The 24276-nt window shown below is 40.4% G+C and carries 19 protein-coding genes and 1 pseudogene; 14 read left to right on the top strand and 6 right to left on the bottom strand.

Annotated features, from left to right (window positions below; all coding sequences use genetic code 11):
* Positions 1–44: 44 nt before the first annotated feature.
* The gene (locus tag CWB76_RS18335; protein ID WP_138609556.1) at positions 45–1469 is read right to left on the bottom strand and encodes a mannose-1-phosphate guanylyltransferase/mannose-6-phosphate isomerase; all 1425 of its coding nucleotides are present in this window, start codon (positions 1467–1469) and stop codon (positions 45–47) included.
* Positions 1470–1527: 58 nt separating this feature from the next.
* The gene (locus CWB76_RS18330) at positions 1528–2301 is read right to left on the bottom strand and encodes an amidohydrolase (RefSeq protein ID WP_138609555.1); all 774 of its coding nucleotides are present in this window, start codon (positions 2299–2301) and stop codon (positions 1528–1530) included.
* A 113-nt stretch (positions 2302–2414) separates the two neighbouring features.
* On the opposite strand from CWB76_RS18330, the pseudogene CWB76_RS18325 reads away from it, so the two are divergent.
* Positions 2415–2675 (top strand): annotated as a pseudogene (locus CWB76_RS18325) (class II aldolase/adducin family protein); the annotation flags it as partial.
* Between the two features lie 15 nt (positions 2676–2690).
* Here CWB76_RS18325 and CWB76_RS18320 read toward each other — a convergent pair.
* Together CWB76_RS18320 and CWB76_RS18315 are read right to left on the bottom strand one after the other, a co-directional pair.
* A complete protein-coding gene (locus CWB76_RS18320) occupies positions 2691–4172 on the bottom strand; it encodes an FMN-binding glutamate synthase family protein (RefSeq protein ID WP_138609553.1) in 1482 nt (493 codons plus the stop codon).
* A 77-nt stretch (positions 4173–4249) separates the two neighbouring features.
* Complete coding sequence (locus CWB76_RS18315; RefSeq protein WP_138609551.1) at positions 4250–6028, bottom strand: DUF885 domain-containing protein; 1779 nt, start codon at positions 6026–6028, stop codon at positions 4250–4252.
* A 332-nt stretch (positions 6029–6360) separates the two neighbouring features.
* On the opposite strand from CWB76_RS18315, the gene CWB76_RS18310 reads away from it, so the two are divergent.
* From CWB76_RS18310 to CWB76_RS18255, 12 genes are all read left to right on the top strand, one after another.
* Entirely contained in the window at positions 6361–7317 is a 957-nt protein-coding gene (locus CWB76_RS18310) for a diguanylate cyclase domain-containing protein (RefSeq protein ID WP_138609549.1), read from the top strand.
* 107 nt (positions 7318–7424) lie between these two features.
* Positions 7425–8180 (top strand): bifunctional demethylmenaquinone methyltransferase/2-methoxy-6-polyprenyl-1,4-benzoquinol methylase UbiE, encoded by a 756-nt coding sequence (ubiE, locus tag CWB76_RS18305; protein ID WP_138609547.1) that lies wholly within the window; start codon positions 7425–7427, stop codon positions 8178–8180.
* A 12-nt stretch (positions 8181–8192) separates the two neighbouring features.
* A complete protein-coding gene (locus tag CWB76_RS18300; RefSeq protein WP_138609546.1) occupies positions 8193–8852 on the top strand; it encodes a ubiquinone biosynthesis accessory factor UbiJ in 660 nt (219 codons plus the stop codon).
* 17 nt (positions 8853–8869) lie between these two features.
* Entirely contained in the window at positions 8870–10471 is a 1602-nt protein-coding gene (gene ubiB / locus CWB76_RS18295; protein WP_138609544.1) for a ubiquinone biosynthesis regulatory protein kinase UbiB, read from the top strand.
* 79 nt (positions 10472–10550) lie between these two features.
* Positions 10551–10811: a Sec-independent protein translocase subunit TatA gene (gene tatA, locus CWB76_RS18290; RefSeq protein ID WP_008108546.1), complete on the top strand. Its 261-nt coding sequence runs from the start codon at positions 10551–10553 to the stop codon at positions 10809–10811.
* Between the two features lie 5 nt (positions 10812–10816).
* Positions 10817–11149: a Sec-independent protein translocase protein TatB gene (gene tatB / locus CWB76_RS18285; RefSeq protein WP_138609542.1), complete on the top strand. Its 333-nt coding sequence runs from the start codon at positions 10817–10819 to the stop codon at positions 11147–11149.
* A 47-nt stretch (positions 11150–11196) separates the two neighbouring features.
* Positions 11197–11937 carry a twin-arginine translocase subunit TatC gene (gene tatC / locus CWB76_RS18280; RefSeq protein WP_008108549.1) on the top strand — a complete coding sequence of 247 codons (741 nt, stop codon included), beginning with the start codon at positions 11197–11199 and terminating at the stop codon, positions 11935–11937.
* A gap of 1 nt (position 11938) precedes the next feature.
* On the top strand, positions 11939–12448 hold the full coding sequence (locus CWB76_RS18275) for a hypothetical protein (protein ID WP_138609540.1): 510 nt from the start codon (positions 11939–11941) through the stop codon (positions 12446–12448).
* Positions 12448–13233, top strand: coding sequence for a TatD family hydrolase (locus CWB76_RS18270; RefSeq protein WP_138609538.1), 786 nt, complete (start codon positions 12448–12450; stop codon positions 13231–13233). The genes CWB76_RS18275 and CWB76_RS18270 overlap by 1 nt, the downstream gene beginning before the upstream one ends.
* Positions 13233–15092 carry a sensor domain-containing diguanylate cyclase gene (locus CWB76_RS18265; protein ID WP_138609536.1) on the top strand — a complete coding sequence of 620 codons (1860 nt, stop codon included), beginning with the start codon at positions 13233–13235 and terminating at the stop codon, positions 15090–15092. The genes CWB76_RS18270 and CWB76_RS18265 overlap by 1 nt, the downstream gene beginning before the upstream one ends.
* Positions 15093–15104: 12 nt before the next feature.
* Positions 15105–16112 carry a porphobilinogen synthase gene (gene hemB / locus CWB76_RS18260; RefSeq protein WP_138609534.1) on the top strand — a complete coding sequence of 336 codons (1008 nt, stop codon included), beginning with the start codon at positions 15105–15107 and terminating at the stop codon, positions 16110–16112.
* A 265-nt stretch (positions 16113–16377) separates the two neighbouring features.
* Positions 16378–19047, top strand: a complete 2670-nt coding sequence (locus CWB76_RS18255) for an ExeM/NucH family extracellular endonuclease (protein WP_138609532.1) — start codon at positions 16378–16380, stop codon at positions 19045–19047.
* 310 nt (positions 19048–19357) lie between these two features.
* On the opposite strand, the gene fusA is transcribed toward CWB76_RS18255, so the two are convergent.
* Positions 19358–21442: an elongation factor G gene (gene fusA / locus CWB76_RS18250; RefSeq protein WP_138609530.1), complete on the bottom strand. Its 2085-nt coding sequence runs from the start codon at positions 21440–21442 to the stop codon at positions 19358–19360.
* 1164 nt (positions 21443–22606) lie between these two features.
* The gene (ylqF, locus tag CWB76_RS18235; RefSeq protein ID WP_109875729.1) at positions 22607–23551 is read right to left on the bottom strand and encodes a ribosome biogenesis GTPase YlqF; all 945 of its coding nucleotides are present in this window, start codon (positions 23549–23551) and stop codon (positions 22607–22609) included.
* Between the two features lie 91 nt (positions 23552–23642).
* Between ylqF and CWB76_RS18230 the strand changes: the two genes are divergently transcribed.
* Positions 23643–24179, top strand: a complete 537-nt coding sequence (locus CWB76_RS18230; RefSeq protein ID WP_008112865.1) for a YaeQ family protein — start codon at positions 23643–23645, stop codon at positions 24177–24179.
* Positions 24180–24276: the final 97 nt, after the last annotated feature.

Here is a 24276-nt window from a genome sequence, read left to right as displayed (position 1 = left end):
TTACGACCGTAACAAATGATCAACCATATTTACTATTTATACTGTTATTTTCTACCGTATACATCATCAAATCGCTCTATGTCACTTTCATCCAATATGGCACCCGTTTGCACTTCAATAACAATTAAGGGTTCGGGCTGATTATTCGCTAAGCTGTGCAGTTGTTTTGCACCAATATAACAAGATTGGTCATGGGTCAGTGTTAAGCTTTGCTGGTCAATACATATATCTGCAGTACCTGAGACAACCACCCAATGCTCGGCACGATGCTGATGACGCTGGGTTGAGAGTTTTTCACCACTTTTTACGGTAATTTTTTTAACTTTAAAGCCGATACTTTCTATTAACGTACGATAATGTCCCCAAGGGCGGTAAACCACCTGATGATGCGCCAGTTTGTCATTTTGCGTAATTGCCAATTGCTTAAGTATTAAAGGCAAGCCTTCAAGCGAATCTTGTTTTGCAATCAAGGTGGCATCATGAGTATGTACAATCGCTAAATCGCTCACACCTAAAGTAGCAATTGTGTGCCCATCTTCGCTAATAACTAGGTTATTAATACTATTCTGTGCAATATGTTGCTGATTTTGACTGTTACCCTGCGAATCTTTTTCTGCAAGCGCTGCGAGTGCAGAAAAACTGCCGACATCGCTCCACTTTAACGCCACAGGCATTACCACTACATTATTGCTGCGCTCTAAAATAGCGTAGTCAATTGAGTCATTTGGGCAAGATTCAAGTGCATGGGCATTTGCTCTGGTAAACGCTAAGTCTTGTTTAAAGTCAGTGGCACTAGCAACACTTTTAGCAATTTTAGGGGCAAAGCGTTCCAGTTCTTTTAGATATGCCGCGGGAGTAAATAAAAACATACCACTATTCCAACTATAACCGCCCTCAGCTAAATAAGTTAATGCAGTTGCTAAATCAGGCTTTTCCTTGAACTGGTCAACTTCAAAGCAACAGGTATCTTTAATGGCTGCGCCCTGTTTTATATAACCATAACCTGTGTGTGGCTCTGTCGGCGTAATTGAAAATGTAACTAATTTACCCTGCTCAGCAAGTTTAATCGCATCGGATAACTGAGCAGTTAATCCGGTAAAGTCTGCAATATGATGATCGGCAGGCATCACCAGCAAAGGGCCCGTAATATTATTTTTTAAAGCGTAGTGCGCGGCAAGGGCAATAGCTGGTGCGGTATTTTTGCCTTCTGGCTCAAGTACTATGGCATGGGGTTTTGCAAATGCAGCCTGCTCCGCAGCAATAAATCGATGCTGCTCATTACAGATTAAAATAGCGGGATTAAAGTCCTCAGTTGTAACACGTAATAAGGTACTTTGTAATAATGACTGCTGATTTTTATCATCAAGCAAAGATAAAAACTGCTTTGGCATTGCTTGGCGTGATAGCGGCCAAAGCCGTGTGCCAATGCCGCCTGCTAAAACTACCGGTGTAATAGGGGTTGTATTCATAAAGCCGCCAATAAAAATATCAGCGGCTATTTTAGCACTTTATCGGCTGGGCGCTAATTTATACCAATGCAAAAGCATCGGCATCTAAATGTGCCGGAAATTTAGCTCTAAATTCATTGAGCGGCGCTTTATTTAATGTGATTGTTAGTAATGCTGGCTGGTCATCATTTGCTTTAACCAGTGGCTCACCTTTAAAGTCATACACTGCGGTTCCACCACTGTGCTCAATACCATTACCATCTTCGCCAACCCGATTTACGCCAACCACGTAGCATAGGTTTTCCATTGCTCGCGCCATTAATAAAGTGTCCCACACATTACGCCTTGCCGCAGGCCAGTTGGCAATATTTATCATCACGTCGTAGTCATTGTTATTGCGCTGAAACACCGGAAAACGTAAATCGTAGCAAACTTGCGGTAAAATTTTAAACCCATTGAGCTCAAACACTTTACGGGTTTGTCCTGGCACTACAAATTCACCCTCGTTACCCAAACAAAATAAGTGGCGCTTATCGTAATAGCTCACTTCTCCATTTGGTTGTACCCAATAAAGCCGGTTGGCCTTTTTGTCTCCTTGGGTTACCAATACTGAGCCTGCAATCACTGCATTATGTTGTTTAGCTTGTGTTTTAAGCCAACTCAGTACTGAGCCATTTTCAGCCTCACCACAATCAAGGTTAACCGCAAATCCAGTGGCAAAGGTTTCGGGCAATACAATTAAATCTGGTTTATTAGTGATGTTGGCAAGTTGTTGTTCAAACATAGCTAAATTGGCTTTTTTATCGAGCCAATGCAAAGAGCTTTGTAATAGTGCTAAAGTTAAAGTTGACATAAAATCTGCGCCGCCTCTATTAGGATTTGATCGTTTTAAGCAAAACATAAACGAATAACTTTATCGCCATTAGGCTGCTTGTATTGCATATCCATCGATTACCACAACAGTGGTCTCATTTAGAAACCTTAAGCATTCCTATTTTTGATAACGGCCAAGATATTGACCGTTTAAGCTTATTAGTTAGCGATCACCATTTGCACTCACCGATTAAATTTGGTGTATTAATTCGCGGTCATGGCTTCTATGCAGTTGGCAAAAATATTGCTGAAGTTCGTCGCCACCTAGAAGCACTAGAGTTTTTGTTTAGCTGCGAATTAGAGCGATTAAAAATCACCGGCATTCGAGCGAGCAATACACTTCATCATCGATAACTAACAAGCAAGTATTTAATGGTAATGCTCGTACATTTTATCTAGCGGCTCAGAAAGGCCACTTTCTTGTACTATACGTACATGTTTGCGTTTTAATTCGCGAGCACTGGTAACGCCACAAGAATGTGCAATAAGCCCCGCACCGTAATGGATGTATTTATTATAATTTGCAACTCGCTGCGCTTTATCTTCAACATTCAAACCACGTTGTAAACGTTCATTATGCGTAGTAATTCCTGTTGGGCAAGTATCTTTATTACATTGCATAGCCTGAATGCAGCCTAGTGCAAACATATGCCCTCGGGCAGAAACTACAAAGTCGGCTCCTAGTGCTAATGCCCATGCGACTTTGGATGGAACAATTAACTTACCCGAAACAATAATTTTAACTCGCTCTCTAAGACCATGTTTCTTTAATAGCTGTATAACTAAAGGAAGGCTTTCTTTAAGCGGTAACCCTACAGAATCTAATAAAGATTGTGGTGCTGCGCCGGTACCGCCATCCGCACTATCAATAGTAATAAAGTCGGGTGCGGACTCAATGCCGCGATGATTAATCTCGGCGAATAAACTTTCTAACCAAGTATGTTCACCAATAACCGCTTTAAAGCCTGTCGGTTTACCCGTTGCAGTTCTGATGGTGTTAAGCATGTCTAGAATATCGTTTGGATTTTTTATTTCTGGGTGCCCGTTTGGGCTAATAGAATCCTGCCCTTCGGGTATACCTCTTATTTTGGCAATTTCAGCATTCACTTTTCGCCCAGGTAACATGCCGCCTTTGCCTGGCTTAGCACCTTGGCTCATTTTCAGTTCAAACATTTTAACCGCTGGATGTGCAGCAACGGCTTTTAGCTTTTCTGTACTTAAATTTCCCTGCTCGTCGCGTACACCGTATTTTGCGGTGCCAATTTGAAATACAATATCGGCACCTCCTTCTAAGTGATATGGGCTAAGGCCGCCTTCTCCCGTGTTCATCCAACATCCTGCTAATTTTGCCCCCTTCGATAGTGCACGTACAGCTGGGCTAGATAGCGCACCAAAGCTCATGCCCGATATATTAAATAAAGAATTTGTGGTGTAAGGAAATTTACAGTAAGGACCAAGAGTTACGTTGCTTGGCGCTAAGGCTTCTTCATCTAAGGTAGGAAACGCACAGTTCATAAACATAACTGTGCCTGTGGCCTCTAAACTTTGAGTTGAACCAAAAGCGGCCGTGTGATCAACATCTTTAGCCGCGCGGTAGACCCAACTGCGCTCGGCGCGATTAAAGGGCATTTCTTCACGATCGAGGGCAAAAAAATACTGTCTAAAAAACTCACCTTGGCGCTCAAAGAAGTAACGAAAACGTCCAATCACGGGATAATTACGCCTAATAGCATGCTTTGTTTGCGTAACATCTCGAATATAAAAAATAGCAATTAATACAACCAGCAATCCCAATGCAACAATAAATAGGCTGGCAAATACATCGATACTGAACATTATAAACTGACTCATTACTTATCCTTAAATGCTAAAAAAGCGTGATGCCATCAAATAACACCACACTTTTATAGTTTCAAAATAATGCGCTTTTAGCTATCTGTTTTTGCTAACTCTGCTTGTATATACAAACGTATTTGTTGCTCAAGCACCGACAAAGGTACTGAGCCATGGCGCAATATTTGATGATGAAACTCACGAATATCAAATTGTTGACCTAATGCTTGCTCAGCCTCTGCGCGCAGACGTTTAATTGTTAACTCACCAATTTTGTAAGACAGCGCTTGTGCTGGCCACGAAATATAACGGTCGGTTTCCGTTTTTACATTATGCAATGAAAGCGCCGTATTATCAGCCATAAAGTTCATTGCACGCTCTCGACTCCAGCCATACATATGCATCCCCGTATCAACCACTAAACGTGCAGCACGCCACATTTCGTAGGTTAAACGACCAAAGTTGCTATATGGGTCTTGATAAAAACCAGCCTCAACCCCTAAGTACTCTGAATATAACCCCCAGCCTTCACCAAATGCTGATAAATAGGCATCTCGGCGATAGCTAGGTAAGCTTTCAAGCTCTGCATTGAGTGATATTTGTAAATGATGGCCCGGTACGGCTTCGTGCAGCGTTAACGCTTCTAAAGCATAGAGTGGTCGTTTATCTAAAGCGTACGTGTTTACCCAATAAAAACCGGCTTGATCATCACGGCTCGAACCTGAATAGCGCCCAGTAGTGTACTTAGGTGCAATATTGGCGGGCACCGGCGCTACGCCATAGGGTTTGCGTGGTAAGGTATGAAATAATTTAGGTAACTGTGCATCCATTTTTTTGGCAATGTACGCGGCCTCTTTTAATAATTGTTCAGGCGTTGTGGCGTAAAACTGCGGATCAGTACGTAAAAAGTGGATAAATTCTGCAAACGTGCCCTTAAAACCCACCTCTTTGATGACCGCTTCCATTTCACTGCGAATACGCGCCACCTCAGCTAAACCCAGCTCATGGATTTCTTTTGGGGTCATTTGTGTCGTGGTGTAATACTTAGCACGATTTGCATAAAAGGCTTCGCCATTAGGAGTTGACGAAATACCAATATCACTGCGCGCGCCAGGTAAGTATTCAGTATTAAAAAAAGTTAAGTAATCTTTATAGGCTTTAATAACTTGGCTGCTAATAATTGCTTTAGCCTGTTGTTGTAACGCTATAAATTCACTATCACTTAAACCCGCGGTATTGTTTAAAAACGGCTTGTAAAATTCAGACTGTGTTACATCGTCAACAATGTAGGCAGTAATAGAGTCTTGGTAGCCAATTAATACCGCTTTGGGTTGAGTTAAACCAACTTCTAATCCTTTACGCATCCAGCCTATGTTTTGCTCAAAAAAGCGCGGCACTTGCTGTAATCGCTTTAGGTAGTTTTGATAATCTTGTGCAGTTTTATAATCCGAGCTATTAACAATAAACGATAGGCTTGAATGAAAGCCATACTCTGACGTTAAAGGCATGTAGTGTGCGTTAAATACATATTCATCAACACTATTTTGCACTTGCGCTCGAATAATACTGTAGTTAATTTGGTTTTCGTCACTCAGCTTGCTCATATCTATTGCATCTAAATCAGCCAATAACTGCGTGTTTTTTTGATACTGCTGCGCTAAAAAGTCAGCTGATAAGTTAGGAAGTAAATAGCCATCAACACCCTCAGGATTACTGTACGGACTTACATTTTGGCGATGTTTTACGATATTTTCGGCCGTTTGCGTAAATTGCTGATTGGCGTTAATTGTAGTTAGCTGACACGCGCTTAATGAACACATTAAGGTGACACTTAATAAGGAAAGACGCATTTTTTTTGAAAGAGATAAATTCATAGTTATTGAGCTTAGTGACGTTACAGATGTGATAAACCTATCGTAGCCTAAATAAATAGCAAATAAATATACGACCAATTGCGAAAATATACGGTAGTAATCATTTTATTAACTTAAGTTAATACTTAACAATTAGAGTAATTGCTCAAAAAAACAACGGTTATTGAAATTATAGCGCCATTTTAGCCAACTACGACTCATTTTACTTTTAAATAACAGATATAATGATTATTGTATCTGTGCTTGGAAGCAAATTGCCTCATTGGACGAGTTTTATAAATCAGCATTTATGCGTATTTGGTTGGTAATTGCAAATGATGTTCCATGATTCCATGGCTATAGCACAAGAAAAAATGACAAAAGTATGTATGTTTTTAGAGCATCATGTTTTGCCTCCTACCCCCTTAAATTTTCAAGTTGTGTATACATACATTAGTAAAATCCATTTTGCGCTTAACAATGCTATTGATGATGCCATAGATGCCCAACAAAATATTGATGAGCTATTTATTGAGCAACTCTATTTTGAATATTTAAATCAGGGTCATAAAACCGAAGTAGCAATGATTGAAAACGTCAATGGTGTGATCAACTCACTATCGCGAAATGCACAGCAAACCGAAAAAAAACTTAACGATTTTGCAGGTCATGTTAATGACTGCTTACATTCTTTAGATGAAAATAATATTGCTAATAGCCGCATCGCCTTAGAAAGACTTAATGAGCAAACGCAGTTACTGTTCTCGCAACAAGCGCAATTTAAACAAGAACTAAGTCAGGCAAAAAAACTACACGAAACAACTAAAAAACAACTCAATACCTTGCGCAAACAACATGTCATTGATCCGCAAACAGGCTTATACAAACGCCATTATTTAACTAAGCAAACACAATTATGGCTAAAACAAGACAAGTCAATTTCAGCAATTGCCATTCAAATTGATAATTTAGAGCATTTTATTAATAACTTTGGAGATGCAATTGGCGAAGTGATTTTAAATAAAGTAGCTAAGCAAGTTCAAAAGTATGTTTCGCAAAGTGGCTTAGCCGGGCGCTCTGCAAAAGACCAATTTATCGTTCTACTTGCTAACATTGAGCCCGAAACAGCTAAACTGATTGCAGAGAAAGTAATAGTTGGGGTCGAAAAGCTACGTTTTATCAGTTCAAAAAGCGATTTAAAACTCCCTCCCATTTCTCTCTCATTAGGGATTACGGAACAACAAGGCGACTTTAACCAACTAGTTAAAAGTGCCTCAAACGCGGCGTTTAAATCACGTGCATCTCAATAGCAAAGCACACTGTTCACACAATAAATTAGCTGATAAATCATATTCAAATTGCACCCTTGGTGCACAATCAAGTACACTAGTCTCTATTACCACGATAGAGATTAATCATGAACGAGAACCCTGAAAAGACCACGCATTTTGGCTATAAAACTGTTGCCGAAACCGAAAAAGCTTCTATGGTTGCTGATGTATTTCATTCTGTTGCGACAAAGTACGATGTTATGAATGATCTCATGTCTTTTGGTATTCACCGTTTATGGAAACGTCAAACAATTGCCAGCTCAGGTATTCGTAAAGGTCATCATGTATTAGATTTAGCCGGCGGTACTGGCGATTTAACTGCAAAGTTTAGCCAGCTTGTTGGCGAAACCGGTCAGGTTGTTTTAGGTGATATAAACTCTTCAATGTTAAAAGTAGGCCGCGAAAAGCTGCATAACTTAGGCCTTGTAGGCAACATTGATTACGTACAAATGAATGCCGAAGCCTTACCTTTCCCTGATAATAGTTTTGATTTAATTACGATTGCTTTTGGCTTGCGTAATGTTACCGACCAAAATAAAGCATTGCGCTCTATGTACCGTATTTTAAAGCCAGGTGGTCGTTTACTCATTCTTGAGTTTTCAAAACCAGAGCAAGAGCTTCTCAGCAAGGCGTATGATTTTTACTCTTTCAACATTTTACCTACTATGGGTAAACTCGTTGCTAACGACAGTGAATCATACCAATACTTAGCAGAGTCAATTCGTATGCATCCAGATCAAGAAACCCTTAAAGGGATGATGGTCGAAGCAGGGTTTGAGCAAGCTACTTATCAAAATCTAACTGGTGGCATTGTTGCCCTGCATCGTGGATTTAAATACTAAGGTTAGTAATTTATGGCGCTTGAAGAACACAGTAAAGAACAACCGGCTGCAGGCAGTTTTTTTATGCTACCGAGCTTTGTACTTTCGCTTATTGAAAAAGTATTAAATCAAGCGCTTAAACTCGATCCGAGCTTACTCGATAAACTAAATGTAGTAGAGCATCAGCGTTTATTGGTTGAGGTTAGAGACTGGCAGCAAAAAATAGCCATTACTTATGCCAATCAGCAGCTACATCTTTACACTGCATTCGAACATGCTGACGCAGACTGTATGATCAGTGCCAATATAGATACGTTGTTAGCACTGAAAAACCCGGCCATGCTGACTCAACTTATTCGCCAAGATAAGCTTGATTTACAAGGCGATTTAAATATAGCTCAACACTATAGTTCAGCCTTTTCAAGTGTAGACATTGATTGGCCAGAGCAATTAGCAAAGCATATTGGCGACGCGCCTGCACAACAACTTTATTTACATTTGCAGTCACTTAAGCAGCAAGGTAAAAAAGCCAAGTCTCAGCTCGACAGTACTTTTATTAGTGTGTGCCAAGATGAGCTGGCAATCACTATTCACCCATTAGAGCTTGAGCAATTTAAACAACAAAATAGAGCACTAAAAGGCCAAGTTGCCGCCATTGAGCAACGTATTAACGCCCTAATTAAAGCCCTTTAACGCGCTAAGGATTTTTTGTGTCAACTGCCCGACTGTATTATATAACTCAAACCCTGCTTAGCTTCGGACTTGATGAGCTTATACCTAAACACAAAGTACCCTGGTTTGCTAAAATCGCACGTGGCAGCTTGTTTTGGTTACGCAATCAACACAAAAATAAACCTCCTGGCTTAAGACTTCGTTTAGCACTACAACAACTTGGCCCTGTGTGGATAAAGTTTGGCCAAATGCTTTCAACTCGGCGCGATTTACTGCCTCATGATATCGCCTTAGAATTAGCCTTTTTACAAGATCAGGTAGAACCGTTCGAGGGTGAACTAGCCCAGAGAATCATCGAAAAAGCATTAGAAATAGATGATATTAGCCAGCTATTTAGTGAATTTTCACAAATACCTTTGGCATCGGCCTCAATTGCTCAAGTGCATACTGCTACCCTTGTTGATCCTCAAGGTGAATCGCAAGATGTTGTTATTAAAGTTATTCGCCCTAATATTGAGCAACAAATCAACGCTGACTTAGCACTAATGGAAAAATTGGCTAAGGTTGTCGGTAAGTTAATTAACGAAGCCAAGCGATTACGCCCAGTGGAAGTGGTTAAAGAGTATAAAAAAACATTGCTCGATGAGCTCGACTTAATGCGTGAGGGCGCTAATGGTATTCAATTAAAGCGTAACTTTGAAGGTTCAGAATCGTTATACATTCCAACAGTATATAGTGATTATAGCCGCAGTAATGTACTGGTTATGGAGCGTATTTACGGTATTCCGGTGTCAGATACTGAAGCGTTGATGGCACAAAACACCAACATGAAGTTATTAGCAGAACGCGGAGTAGAAGTGTTTTTTACTCAAGTATTCCGCGACAGTTTTTTTCATGCGGATATGCACCCGGGTAATATTTTTGTGTCACGCGAAAACCCGCATAATCCTAAATATATTGGTATAGATTGCGGTATTGTTGGAACTCTTAACAAAGAAGATAAACGCTATTTAGCTGAAAATTTCATTGCCTTTTTTAACCGCGACTACCGCCAAGTAGCACAGCTACATGTTGATTCAGGCTGGGTACCACCTGATACCAGCATTGAAGAGTTTGAATTTGCTATTCGCACCGTTTGCGAACCTATTTTTAATAAACCACTGGCTGAAATATCATTTGGTCATGTATTGGTTAACTTATTTAATACCGCACGTCGTTTTAATATGCAGGTTCAACCGCAACTCGTATTATTACAAAAAACCTTGTTGTATGTTGAGGGCTTAGGTCGTCAGCTATACCCACAACTGGACTTGTGGAAAACAGCAAAACCATTTTTAGAAGACTGGGTTAAACAACAAGTGGGCCCGCTGTCTGTGCTAAAACAAATGTATGCAAACTTACCGTTTTGGGCAGAAAAAATGCCTGAACTACCCGATTTAATTTATCAAAATTTAAAGCGAGCACCACACTCTCACGCACCTGAAATTAAGGTTTCACATAAACCATTGGTTTTAGGACTGTTTAGTAGTGCTGCGATGATTGTCTCAGCTTTATTTTATTTACAACACAACTTAATCGCTGCTGGCGTTGTCTTAAGTTGTGCTGTTATTGGCTTTATAGCGGCTTGGCGCCGCTCATAAACTAAGTGCTATTTGCCACTTTGGGCGTATAATCAGCACTTAACCTTATTATTTTATGGCTTAAAAGCAGGAGAAAACCATGGGTTTTGGTGGTATTAGTATTTGGCAATTATTAATTGTACTTGCAATCATTGTACTTTTATTTGGTACAAAAAAACTACGCGGTATGGGTGGTGATTTAGGTGGCGCAGTTAAAGGCTTTAAAAAAGCTATGTCTGATGACCAAAATGCTGAAAAACAAGCTAGCGAAGATAAAACTGAACAGATCCAAAAATCATCAGAATCAACACCAATCGATTCGAGTACAACTAGCAAAACTAAAGATAACGACAAGGTTTAACTAGCATGGGAATGTGGGAGCTTGTTGTGGTATTTATTGTCGGCTTGGTAGTACTAGGGCCGGAACGCTTACCTGTTGCTATTAGAACCGTAAGCCGCTGGGTTAAAACAGCCAAAGCAATGGCTAACTCAGTAAAAGCTGAAGTGAGTGAAGAGCTTCGTGTAAACGAGCTACATGAAAACCTAAAAAAAGCAGAGCAACAAGGTCTTAAAGATTTAAGCCCTGACCTACAAAACTCTGTTTCTGAGCTGCAACAAGCAGCGCAATCAGTTACTCACAGCTATAAAAAAAGTCAAAGCCAAGCCACTAATAACCAAGCAACAGATGACTCTAAATAATTATGGCACTCTCTTTTTTCATGCGCTTAATGCAGGTATAGAAAACAATGACTGAAGAAGTAAAATCAGGATTTGTCGCTCATTTAATCGAGTTGCGTGACCGGTTGATAAAATCGCTATTAAGTATTTTAGTGATATTTATTGGTTTGGTTTACTTTGCAAACGATATTTATACGTTTGTGGCGGCTCCTTTAGTCGCTCATTTACCTAGTACTGCCACTATGATAGCAACAGATGTCACCGCGCCATTTTTTGCCCCCTTTAAACTTACGTTGTTTGTTGCTTTATTTGCTGCGATCCCTTGGATTTTACATCAAATTTGGGGATTTATAGCCCCCGGTTTATATCAGCACGAAAAGAAAATGCTCATGCCCATATTAGCTTCCAGTATTTTCTTATTCTATGGTGGCATAGCTTTTTGCTACTTTGTAGTACTGCCAATTATTTTAGGGTTTTTCACCAGTGCAGGTCCTCAAATGATGACCCTAGCACCGGATATCAGTAGCTATTTAGGCTTTGTACTTAAGCTATTTTTTGCTTTTGGTATTGCATTTGAAATCCCAGTTGCGATTATGTTGCTTTGTTGGAGTGGTGCAACAACCACACAAAGTCTAAAAGAGAAACGCCCTTATATAGTGGTCGGTGTATTTGTTGTGGCGATGTTTTTAACGCCACCCGATGTGCTATCACAAACCTTATTAGCATTGCCTATGCTGCTTTTATTTGAGCTTGGCTTAATTTTAGCTAAATTTTATACCGCAAAACCACAACAAGAATCTGAGGAATAATATGAATAAGCATTTACTTTCTTTACTCGCTTTAGCAAGTGTACCGGTTTTAGCCGCAACTCCTATTAATGAGCAAGCGTTACAAGCCTGTAGTTTTATTGAAAACGATTTTAATCGTTTACTATGTTACGACAACACTATCGCGGGAAAATCACTCACTCAACCAGCGCATAAACAACCACAACAATCTGTTAAAGCTAATGTAAAAGCTGACACGGCTGTCGCAACAGCACCTGTGGCTGCCAAGGCAAAAGAGTTTGGTTTAGAGCATAAAAACATTACTAAGAATACTGAAGAAACAATTTCATCAACAATAGCTAATGTTAAAAAAGCCCCTTATGGTGAGCTAATTATTACCTTAGAAAATAATCAGCAATGGCGTCAAATTGGTTCAGATAGATTAAGTCTAGACAAAGGTGACACTGTTACTATTAGCCGTGGCGTATTCAACTCTTTTTTACTTAAAAAAGCAGATCAAAACCGCTCAATTCGTGTAAAACGTACTCAGTAATGCAATACACGTTAATTGATGCTGGCGTAAATTTAACTAATCATCAATTTGATGGTCAGCATCAAGAGGTGCTCGCGCGGGCAAAAGAGGTCGGCGTTAAGCATATGCTAATTATTGGCTGCGATATAAGTTCAAGTGAGGAGTCATTTATACTTGCTGCACGCTATGGTCAATATGCTAGCGCTGGTATTCACCCTCATGATGCAAAAACAGCAACCTCTGAACTTGAACAACAGCTCACTAAACTCGCACAAAATGAGCAAGTTATTGCAATTGGTGAATGCGGACTAGATTACAATCGTGACTTTTCTCCAAGAGATGTGCAGCGTGATGTGTTTCGTCGTCAACTCGCATTAGCTGAAAAGCTAAATCTGCCGGTTTACTTACACGAACGTGATGCCAGTGACGACATGCTTGCTATTTTAAATGAGTTTACTGTTCGCGGTGTGTTGCACTGTTTTACTGGTGATGCACAAGCACTTGCAGGTTACTTAAAGTTAGGTCTTTATATTGGTATTACCGGCTGGGTATGTGACGAACGACGCGGCAAAGAATTACAACAACTGATCCCTAGCATTCCCATTGAGCGTTTATTAATTGAAACCGATGCACCTTTTTTAATCCCTCGCACTGTTAAACCTAAGCCTAAATCAAGACGAAATGAGCCAGCATTGCTGCATTATGTGTGTGATACACTTGCTCAGCTTTATGGTGTTTCTGCTTGTGAAGTGGCAAAACATACGAGTGACAACTTTAACCGCTTATTTGGATTAGAGAAAAAATAATGCGAACCTTTTGCGCTTTGCTGGTATTCATTATGGTGTTTTATGCATCCTGTTTTCCTGCAAGTGCAATCGAGATAAATAGCGAATTTAATTCAAAAAAAATAGAAGATATTCATTATTCGTTTGCTCCTACCTCATTAGAAGATGCACGACAAAGTAATTTACAAGAATGGCTGCTACTTAATAATAAGCCACTTAATTTAGGCCTTGAGTCTCGACCTGTATGGATTCAATTTAAAATTAAAAATCAGTTATCGCAGCCGCTAATGCCCTTACTGTCACTAGACAACCCTCTTTTGAATGACGTTTCCCTTGCTCACTTTATGGGTGATAAACTACTCACATCAACTCATATAGGTGATACGCTTGCGCTTTCGCAAAGAGTAATCAAGAGTGAGTCTTTACTAGTCAAGTTAACTCTTCCCGCTAACAGTGAAACTACTGTGTACCTTAAAGTTAATAATGATTCAGGTATTGGGCTGCGCGTACCATTAACACTGTGGCAGCAAGACTCGTTACTAGCTTATAAAAGTATGGTGAATTTACTTTATGGATTACTAATTGGCTTTATTTTTTCTTTAGCGGTGAGTAGTCTGGTTTTATTTGCTTTTTCACGTAAACATTATTTTGCTTACGCTGGTTTAATTACGTTAATGCTCGGCTTCTTTTTAGCTTACTTAGGCGGATTTGGATTTCGTTATGCACCCTCAAACATAGCAGACCTACAACAGTTAATGCTGCCTATTTTGCTGATGCTGATCACGATATCGTTTCTTCCTTTACAGCGCCATGTTTGCACCGCTATTGAGTCTAATTTAGTAAAAGGGCAAACAATAATTACCGCACTATACGCATTAATTATTTTACTTATTTGGTTGCTTCCTACTCCCAGCGTAGCTTTATTTGCTATTTTAAGCATCCCTATAATTTTAATTTATCATGTTGTCACAACGTTATTTTATTTACGTAAAAATCCCACTAGCCCCAATAAATCGCTCTTAATGGCACTTGGGTTCTTTTTAATTGTGGTTATTCATTTTTCCATTGCGTTAACAGGCTTCTACACTGTTACAAGAGCGAGCTTAATGCTCACCTTTGCAGCGTCTTTAGGTTGCTCATTTTGTCTAAGCTATACCGTCATAAAATTGTTTATATTGCAACGCGATGAGCAAGTAACAGCACAGCAAGCATTGATTGCACAAAGCGCCGCACAAGATGCGCTATTAAATGAGCGGATCGAATTACAAGAGCGCACCCGCCAAGAGCTTGAAAGCCAAGTAGATGAACGCACCTTTGAATTACAAGTCACACTTAGAGAGCTTGAAGATAAAAACCATGAACTTGAACAACTCAATATGGAAGATGCGCTAACTGGCATTAAAAATAGACGTTTTTTTGATAAAAAGTTACTTATGGAAATTCGTCGTTCGCGCCGTGAACAAACACCATTGAGTATTATTATGCTAGATATCGACAAATTTAAATCAATTAACGATAACTATGGCCACTTAACCGGCGATCAAGTTATCAGGGCGGTATCTGATACCATTAAACAACAGCTTAAGCGCCCACTTGACGAAGTAGCGCGTTATGGTGGTGAAGAATTTGTCATTTTACTACCTAATACTGATAACCCAGGTGCACTGATCATTGCAGAGCAAACACGCCTAGCAATAGCAAATAATACTGTAAATGTAGCAGGTACAATTATCGACTTTACCATTAGTGCCGGTGTTTATACCCAAATTGCCGATGACATTCATAACCCTGAACTATTTACTGATTATGCCGATAAGGCACTCTATTTAGCAAAACAACATGGCCGCAATCAAGTGGTTAATTTTTCAATCCCACAGTAGGAGCGTATACTTATGGCCCAATCTGGACTAGACCTTTTCCCATATACTCGCATGCGTAGAATGCGCCGTAACGATTTCTCTCGTCGCCTTATGGCTGAAAATCAGCTGAGTATTAATGATCTTATTTATCCTGTGTTTGTGCTTGAAGGTAAAAACCGCCGTGAAAGCATTGAATCAATGCCCGGTATTGAACGTTTATCAATTGATTTACTGCTAGAAGAAGCTAAAGAACTGGTAGATTTAGGCGTCCCTGCGCTCGCTATTTTTCCTGTTACTCCTGCAGATAAAAAGTCTCTACTCGCTGAAGAAGCTTATAACGATGATGGCTTAGCTCAAAGAACAGTACGCGCATTAAAAGAAACCTTCCCAGAGCTTGGCGTGATCACCGATGTTGCACTTGACCCATTTACAGTGCATGGTCAAGACGGCATTATTGATGATGCAGGCTATGTGATTAACGACGTCACTACCGAAATTTTAGTTAAGCAGGCGCTATCACATGCAGAGGCTGGCGCAGATGTTGTTGCCCCATCAGACATGATGGATGGTCGTATTGGTGCAATTCGTGAAGCTCTTGAAGCCGATGGCTTTATTCATACCCGCATTATGGCCTATTCTGCAAAGTATGCGTCAAGCTACTATGGTCCATTTAGAGATGCTGTCGGTTCTGCGGGTAACTTAAAAGGCGCTGATAAAAAAACATACCAAATGGATCCTGCCAACTCTGATGAAGCAATTCGCGAAGTGGCACTTGATCTTCAAGAAGGCGCTGACATGGTAATGGTTAAACCTGGTATGCCATACCTTGATATTGTTCGCCGTGTTAAAGATGAGTTTGGTGTTCCAACATTCGCTTATCAAGTAAGTGGCGAATATGCGATGCATAAAGCCGCTATTGATAACGGCTGGCTAAGCGAAGAAGCAACCATAATGGAGTCTTTATTAGCATTTAAACGCGCTGGCGCAGACGGCATTCTGACTTACTTTGCTAAGCAAGCTGCTCGCTATTTAAATAAATAATAACGACATATTGATATAAAAGGGCTTTATTGCCCTTTTTTATGTTTAAGGGCAGCACATATTTGGCATTTTTACAGCGTTCCCTATTTATGGGAAGTAATCACACTACATAGGTTCTGCCTTACCTAAAACCAAACACCCACTGTACATTCAACCTCAAAAATAACAAAAACCAAGATTGTTAACATTCTGTATTCTATTTGTAATCATTTTTCATTACACTAAGCGTCCCATTTGGGGAAACAAAAACACGGGAAAAATAATAATGTTAAAAACAAAAATAACGCCTTTGGCGCTTGTATTAGCAAGCCTAAGTGCACCCGCTACCGCTAACCTCGTTATATCTGAGTACGTAGAAGGCAGTAGCTATAATAAAGCAATAGAACTATTTAACAATTCGACAACCCCACTGTCATTAGATGGCCATACCCTTAGCCTCTATTCAAATGGCAGTACAGATGCAAATAATACATTCGATTTAACTGGCGAACTTGCTGCAAATAGCACCTACGTGATTGTTAATGGTAATGCATCAGCAGAACTAAAAGAAAAAGCTGACCAACTCAGCGCCGTGACTAACTTTAATGGCGACGATGCACTGGTACTTACTCAAGGCTCTGTGGTTATTGATAGCTTTGGCCAGCGCGGTGTAGACCCTGGTTCATTTTGGTCAGAAGGGGGCGTGAAAACACAAAATAAAACATTACGCCGCAAAGAAACTGAATTAAATGGGCGCACTGACGCCGATGATAGTTTCAACCCAAGCGAGCAATGGCTGCAATTTGAGCAAGATGACTTTAGTGATTTAGGCATATTTGCAGGAAATTCTTCACCTAATCCAGATCCTGAACCAGATCCAGAACCTGAAGAGCCTTTATTATGTGGCGCTGAAAAAACATTAATTAGCAGCATTCAAGGCGAAGGCACAAGCAGCCCACTAGTTAACACTGTGGTTGAGTTTGAAGGTGTAGTAACAGCTGATTTCCAAGCAGATGATCAGCTCAAAGGCTTTTTTGTAAATTCACTTAATAGTGATGAAGATGCAAACCCACTTACCTCTGAAGGGGTATTTGTTTACTTTGCCACTACGGATGTTAATGTGGGTGATCACGTTCGCGTACAAGGTACTGTTGAAGAGTATTTTGATGCCACCCAAATTGGCAATGTTAGTCAAGTTGCTATTTGTGATACCGGCCTTTCAGCTTACCCAACTAAAGTCACTCTGCCCGTCACCGAACCAAGTGAATTAGAAGCGTTTGAAGGTATGCTGGTTACCTTAGAGCAGCCGCTTATTGTTACTAACAATTATGGTTTAGGTCGCTATGGAGAGCTAGAACTTGCCACTGAACGCTTATACCAAGGTACTCAAGTTGCACTTCCTGGCGCGGCTGCGAATGCGGTTGAAGCACAAAATCTAAATAAAAAAATACTCTTAGATGATGGCTCAACTCGTCAAAACCGCGATCCTATCGCTTATCCTGTCCCTGGGTTATCAGCAGAGAATACTTTACGCACAGGCGATACAGTAAATTCTGTAACAGGTGCGCTAGCTTACAGCTTTAGTACTTACCGTATTCACCCAACAACAACACCTCAGTTTATAGCAACCAATCCACGCACCGATGCACCAGAGTTAAACCCTGACGCTGATTTGCGTGTTGCCAGCTTTAACGTACTTAACTACTTTAATGGCGATGGCCAAGGTGGCGGTTTCCCAACTAGCCGTGGTGCTGATTCAGAAGCCGAGTTAATTCGTCAACAAGCCAAGCTAGTCAGCGCTATCAGTGCTATGCAAGCAGATGTGATTGGCTTAATGGAAATTGAAAATGACGGTTTTGGCGAATTTAGTGCTGTTGCTAGTTTAGTAAATGCACTTAATGACGCTGATAGTCAAAATCAATATGCATTTGTAGACTTTGGTGTTGATAAAATAGGCACCGACGCTATCACTACTGCACTTATTTACCGTGCGGATAAAGTGCAGCAAGTGGGTACTGCAGCAATTACTACCGATGCGCCTTTCGATTACAGTAACCGTGCACCTATTGCACAAAGCTTTAAATCTTTAGAGACAGAAGAAGTCTTTACTGTTGCGGTTGCTCATCTTAAATCTAAAGGTGGTTGTAGAAGCGCAACTGGTGGCAATGCTGATCAAGGTGACGGTCAAGCATGTTGGAATGAAATCAGAACTGCTGGCGCAAATGCATTTGCTGATTGGTTAAATAGTAAACCAACAGGGGTTGATGATGAAGATATCATTCTTGTTGGCGACATGAACGCGTATGCAATGGAAGATCCTATCCGTGCATTTGCTGATAAAGGCCTTAAAAATGTGGTTGCTGAGCTAGATAGCAACACTTTAGGTTATTCTTACAGCTTTTCTGGTCGTGCAGGAAGTTTAGATCACGCCCTAGCAAGCCCGAGCTTATTAAGTAAAGTAGTGAGCGCCAGTGATTGGCATATTAACGCCGATGAACCTATTTCACTTGATTATAATGTTGAATTTAAATCTGACGCACAGCAATCAAGCTTGTATGCTCAAGGACCTTACAGAGCATCAGATCATGACCCTGTTATTGTCGATATTCGTTCAACTATTATCGCGCCACCTGAGCCAGAACCTGAAGTAATTATTGGCGAAATTAATAATATTGGTGGCTGGTTTTGGTGGAAAAGCTACAGCTTTGAAATCCCGCAAGGTTACGACGAGTTAACCGTTAGCCTTGAAGGTGGCTGGGGTGATGCAAACTTATTTGTACGCCACAAAAGAAACCCAACGCTTTTCAGAAAAGATTGTGCTTCAATTAGCCTAGGTAATAGTGAAAGCTGCTCTTTTACCAATCCACAAGAAGGTAAGTGGCGAGTGCGTGTAAACGGCGCCATTCCTTTTGGTAATGTTAAGCTCACTTATAAAGCAACCAAGTACGTAGATTAATATCACATTGCTATTAACATAAAAAAGCCGCACTAGCGGCTTTTTTTATAAACAGCAAAAACACTTATACTCATTCACTTAATTAAGTGAGTTATATTAAGAACAGGAAAATTGTGTCGATAACAAAGCAAAGATTTTGTTTTTAATTATTTTTGTTGAGAAAACTTTAACGCAGCTAGCCTCTGGTTTATCCCCTCAAAATGATTAAGTCTTATTGCGGGTTGGTATTGATAGCATTCACCTGCTTGCAAACTTCAGACAATAAAAAACCCGCAACAAGTGCGGGTTTTTCAAAGAGTTAAAGTGCTAATTACTTAGCAGCATTTTTCTCTTTTTCTGCAGCGATTACAGTGTCAGCTACGTTTTGTGGACATGCAGCGTAGTGTGAGAACTCCATAGAGAACTGACCACGACCAGATGTCATTGTACGTAGTGAACCGATGTAACCGAACATTTCTGATAACGGTACGTCAGCTTTAATACGAACGCCTGTTAAACCAGCTTCTTGATTGCTTAACATACCACGACGACGGTTAAGGTCACCGATTACATCACCAACGTGATCTTCAGGTGTGAACACGTCAACTTTCATGATTGGCTCAAGAAGTTGTGCACCCGCTTTAGGGATAGACTGACGGAAAGCGCCTTTAGCAGCGATTTCGAAAGCAATTGCAGATGAATCCACGGCGTGGAAGCCACCGTCGAAAAGCTCAACTTCAACGTCAAGTACTGGGAAGCCAGCTAGAACACCTTCACCCATCATTGACTTAAAGCCTTTCTCAACTGCAGGCCAGAATTCTTTAGGTACGTTACCACCAACAACTGATGAAGTGAACGCGAAACCAGAACCCACTTCGCCTGGCTTGATGCGGTAATCGATTTTACCGAACTGACCAGAACCACCAGATTGTTTCTTATGCGTGTAGCTATCTTCGATTTCACGAGTGATAGTTTCACGGTAAGCAACTTGAGGCTGACCAACGATAAGGTCTACGCCGTAAGTACGCTTAAGGATATCTACTTTGATATCTAAGTGAAGCTCACCCATACCTTTAAGGATAGTTTCGCCTGAATCTTCATCAGTCTCAACTTGGAAAGATGGATCTTCTGCAACCATTTTACCGATAGCAACACCCATTTTCTCATTACCGCCTTTATCTTTAGGCTGTACAGCAATCGAGATTACTGGAGTTGGGAAAACCATTGGCTCTAGAGTTACTGGGTGCTTAGGATCACATAGAGTGTGACCAGTTTGCACGTTCTTCATACCAACGATAGCGATGATATCGCCCGCTTGTGCTGAAGTAAGCTCTTTACGCTCATCTGCTTGCATCTCAACCATACGGCCAACACGCTCAGTTTTACCAGTAAACGCATTAAGGATTGTGTCACCCTTGTTAAGCTTACCAGAGTAGATACGTACGAAAGTTAATGCGCCAAAACGGTCATCCATGATTTTGAATGCAAGCGCTTTGAAAGGTTCGTCTGCAGATACAATTGCATGCTCGCCGTTTTCGTTACCTTCTTCATCCATAAGAGGTTGAGGATCAACTTCTGTAGGTGCAGGTAAGTAATCAACAACAGCATCAAGTACTAATTGCATACCTTTGTTTTTGAATGCAGAACCACAGAACGTTGGGAAGAAAGCAAGGTCACGAGTACCTTTACGGATACAACGCTTGATATCTTCAACTGAAGGTACTTCACCTTCCATGTACGCTTCCATTAGGTCATCGTCTTGCTCTACAGCAGTTTCGATAAGCATCTCATGGTATTCTTCAGTTTTTTCTACCATGTCTGCAGGAACGTCTGTGATTTCGTAGTTTTCTGGAAGACCAGTGTCATCCCATACGTATGCTTGCTTGTTTAAAACATCAACAACACCAACAAAATCATCTTCAATACCGATTGGTAAAGTCATGATAAGTGGAGTAGCACCAAGTACTTTTTGTACTTGCGCTGTTACACGGTAAAAATCAGCACCCATACGGTCTAATTTGTTTACGAAGATAATACGTGCAACACCTGACTCATTCGCGTAACGCCAGTTAGTTTCTGATTGTGGTTCAACACCACCAGAACCACAGAATACACCCACACCGCCATCTAATACTTTAAGTGAACGGTAAACTTCAACTGTGAAGTCAACGTGCCCAGGAGTATCGATAACGTTAAAGCGGTGATCTTTCCAGAAACAGCTTACTGCCGCAGACTGGATAGTAATACCGCGCTCAGCTTCTTGATCCATGAAATCGGTAGTCGATTCACCATCATGAACCTCACCTGTTTTGTGGATAGTACCTGTAAGCTTTAGGATACGCTCAGTAGTTGTGGTTTTACCCGCATCAACGTGCGCGAAAATACCAATGTTTCTGTACTTCGATAAATCTGCCATTAATTTTACTCTTAATAAAGTCGATAAATTATTCGGCGGGAGTATAGCATTACTTAAAGCGAACATCACCATAGAAGTCGCTTAAAATGCAATCAATTTATAAAAAACTTGCTTTAAAGATATTTCGAGGTAAGAGATGGACTTAAAAGGGGCTTGTTATAAACCGTATTTAAACGACTTAAGCCTTTATCAGCGTTATTGTTGAACATTAAAAGTGCCATTAAGTGGTGGTATGAAGAAAATACAACTCTTTTGCCATATGCATTTTATTAGTAAAGTAACCCAAAACTCATGGTTTTAACCTTGTTGCTAATAACTAAATTGCCTGCTGTTTTGGCTTTAATTTCTAACAAAGCCAGGTCAGTTATTACTTTATAGATACAGGCAACACCGGTTAGTGACAGGCTACTTTTGCCCAATAGCTTCGCTTCAGCTTATTTAATAGTAGCCATAAAGTAGTGTTTTCCCCGCAACATGAAATCCGTTTTACAGCCCTTACTTTAGTGCTATAAATGAACAAAAAGTTAAAATAAGAATTATTTGCATCTAGGTGTTGACAGCCATCTAAATCTAACTGATAATCAATCTCAACAAGAAGAAAGTACATTGCTTTTTGTGACGGTAAAGTTCATTTGTTTCTCGACCCTGAAACAACGTGTGGCTCACGTTAAAGCCAAGATTATCTGTAATTAATCACAACGCCCCTTGATATTGATTGCAGATAATCGTCTATTACTTACTTGCTACATTGCTCATATCGGTGACGGTTGATATGAAACTAAAAAGCCCTTACGGGCTTTTTTTATGCCTGTAATTTAATATAAAGCCAACATAATGTTAATGAGAACTATTTTCATTAAGGTGTTGACAACCACTCAAATCTAACTGATAATCACTATCAACAAGAAGGCATGCATTGCTTCTTGTGACGGAAAAATTCATGTGTTTCTCTACCCTGAAACAAACGTGTGGCGCACGTTAACAGCTATGGAAACCTGTTATAAACCACAACGCCCCTTGCTGTTTATGACCTGTTTCCGCCCTACTCATTTACTTGCTACATTGCTCATATCGGTGACGGTAGATATGAAACTAAAAAAGCCCTTTCGGGCTTTTTTTATGTCTATAATTTAATGAGTAAGGCTTTAACCTACACTTTAAAAATTAGCGGCGGTTTTTTCGTGCACGTGCTCGGCGTTGTTTTTTCTCTTCTTCTTTGGCTTGCTTTTTCGCTTCTGCCGCCGCGCGCAATCCAGCTACCATTATTTCTTCTTCTTCACGCATGGCAGGTGTTTCCATGGTGATACGACCAATAATGCCATCTCGTAATTCATTAATTAGAATTTCTGACATTTTATACGTATCGATTTGGTTGCCACCGCGAATACAGCCGCGTTTTTTACCCGCCATTTCAACAAATTCCCAATCGCTTTCTGGCAATTCATCTAATTTATAGCGCGCTTTTAAAAGCTCAGGATAGGCATGTAATAAATACTCAGCGGTGTAGCTTGCCACTTCTTCGTACTCAATAGCGGTATCACGTATTGCTCCGGTTGCGCCTAAACGATAACCTGAGTTTTCGTTTTCTACTTTTGGCCACAGCATCCCAGGCGTATCGTAAAGCATAATGCCATCATCAAGTTTAATACGTTGCTGCGCCTTAGTCACTGCAGGCTCATTGCCGGTTTTAGCCACTATACGTCCAGCAAGTACATTAATAAGCGTAGATTTACCTACGTTAGGAATCCCCATGATCATAGCTTTAATTTGCTTATCGGCACCGACTTTATGTGGTACTAACTTTTTACACAGCTCATTAATACGATGCACCTCTGCGGCTTTATCGTTACCAAATGCAATCGCTTTTACGCCGTTTTCTTGCTCAAAGTAATCCTTCCACGCTTGGGTCATTTTAGGGTCAGCTAAATCGGCTTTATTCAATATTTTGATGACCGGCTTACCTTCACGCAAAGTAGCCACCATCGGGTTTTCGCTACTGTAAGGAATGCGCGCATCTAGCACTTCAATGATCACATCCATTTGTGGCATTATTTCTTTAATTTCATTTCGGGCTTTATTCATGTGCCCAGGGAACCACTGGATAGCCATTTTTAACTCCTAACATATAATTTGTAGCTATTTTAACTGGCAATTCATTTAATTGCGCTATACTGGCGCAAATTTTTTCAGATTAGATATTATGGCTCTCAAATCTACCATTATTAAAGCGCAACTATCGCTTAGCGATATGGACCGTCACGTATACCAAGACTTTAATTTAACCTTGGCACAACACCCTTCAGAAACTGAGCAGCGTTTGATGATCCGCTTACTAGCGTTTGCACTTAATAGCTGTGATGGATTAGAGTTTACTAAAGGTTTATGTGCTGATGATGAGCCGGAGCTTTGGCATGTCAATTACAGCGAAGAAATAGAGCTGTGGATTGAGCTGGGGTTACCAGATGAAAAGCGCCTTAAAAAAGCCTGTAATAAAGCTAAAAAAGTAGTTTTATATACCTATGGCGAGAATAACCAAGCTATTTGGTGGCAAAAGCATCAGCCTAAATTGTACGAGTTTAAAAACCTAAGCATTTTTAGCCTTGATTATGCTGCTACTCAATTATTAGCTGCGTTGGTTGATCGTAATATTAAATTGGCTATTACCATTCAAGATGGTGAAGTTTGGGTTAATACCGACACTACCAATATTGAAATAAAACCGCAGCAATTAATGTAATTACGGTAGTTATTCTAGGGTCTGTTGACCTTTGCGGATTACAATTTGTTCAAACTAGGAGCGGTTTAATCGCGGCGCGAGGTTTGCAACCTAGTCG

Source organism: Pseudoalteromonas sp. S1609, assembly GCF_005887255.1.
GTDB lineage: Bacteria > Pseudomonadota > Gammaproteobacteria > Enterobacterales > Alteromonadaceae > Pseudoalteromonas.
This window is presented reverse-complemented; position numbering and strand designations above follow the sequence as displayed.

Coding starts and splice junctions, on each gene's coding strand:
- CWB76_RS18335 (WP_138609556.1), bottom strand. CDS start 1,469: ATGAATACAACCCCTATTACACCGGTAGTTTTAGCAGGCGGCATTGGC.
- CWB76_RS18330 (WP_138609555.1), bottom strand. CDS start 2,301: ATGTCAACTTTAACTTTAGCACTATTACAAAGCTCTTTGCATTGGCTC.
- CWB76_RS18320 (WP_138609553.1), bottom strand. CDS start 4,172: ATGAGTCAGTTTATAATGTTCAGTATCGATGTATTTGCCAGCCTATTT.
- CWB76_RS18315 (WP_138609551.1), bottom strand. CDS start 6,028: ATGAATTTATCTCTTTCAAAAAAAATGCGTCTTTCCTTATTAAGTGTC.
- CWB76_RS18310 (WP_138609549.1), top strand. CDS start 6,361: ATGGCTATAGCACAAGAAAAAATGACAAAAGTATGTATGTTTTTAGAG.
- ubiE (WP_138609547.1), top strand. CDS start 7,425: ATGAACGAGAACCCTGAAAAGACCACGCATTTTGGCTATAAAACTGTT.
- CWB76_RS18300 (WP_138609546.1), top strand. CDS start 8,193: ATGGCGCTTGAAGAACACAGTAAAGAACAACCGGCTGCAGGCAGTTTT.
- tatA (WP_008108546.1), top strand. CDS start 10,551: ATGGGTTTTGGTGGTATTAGTATTTGGCAATTATTAATTGTACTTGCA.
- tatB (WP_138609542.1), top strand. CDS start 10,817: ATGGGAATGTGGGAGCTTGTTGTGGTATTTATTGTCGGCTTGGTAGTA.
- tatC (WP_008108549.1), top strand. CDS start 11,197: ATGACTGAAGAAGTAAAATCAGGATTTGTCGCTCATTTAATCGAGTTG.
- CWB76_RS18275 (WP_138609540.1), top strand. CDS start 11,939: ATGAATAAGCATTTACTTTCTTTACTCGCTTTAGCAAGTGTACCGGTT.
- CWB76_RS18270 (WP_138609538.1), top strand. CDS start 12,448: ATGCAATACACGTTAATTGATGCTGGCGTAAATTTAACTAATCATCAA.
- CWB76_RS18265 (WP_138609536.1), top strand. CDS start 13,233: ATGCGAACCTTTTGCGCTTTGCTGGTATTCATTATGGTGTTTTATGCA.
- hemB (WP_138609534.1), top strand. CDS start 15,105: ATGGCCCAATCTGGACTAGACCTTTTCCCATATACTCGCATGCGTAGA.
- CWB76_RS18255 (WP_138609532.1), top strand. CDS start 16,378: ATGTTAAAAACAAAAATAACGCCTTTGGCGCTTGTATTAGCAAGCCTA.
- fusA (WP_138609530.1), bottom strand. CDS start 21,442: ATGGCAGATTTATCGAAGTACAGAAACATTGGTATTTTCGCGCACGTT.
- ylqF (WP_109875729.1), bottom strand. CDS start 23,551: ATGGCTATCCAGTGGTTCCCTGGGCACATGAATAAAGCCCGAAATGAA.
- CWB76_RS18230 (WP_008112865.1), top strand. CDS start 23,643: ATGGCTCTCAAATCTACCATTATTAAAGCGCAACTATCGCTTAGCGAT.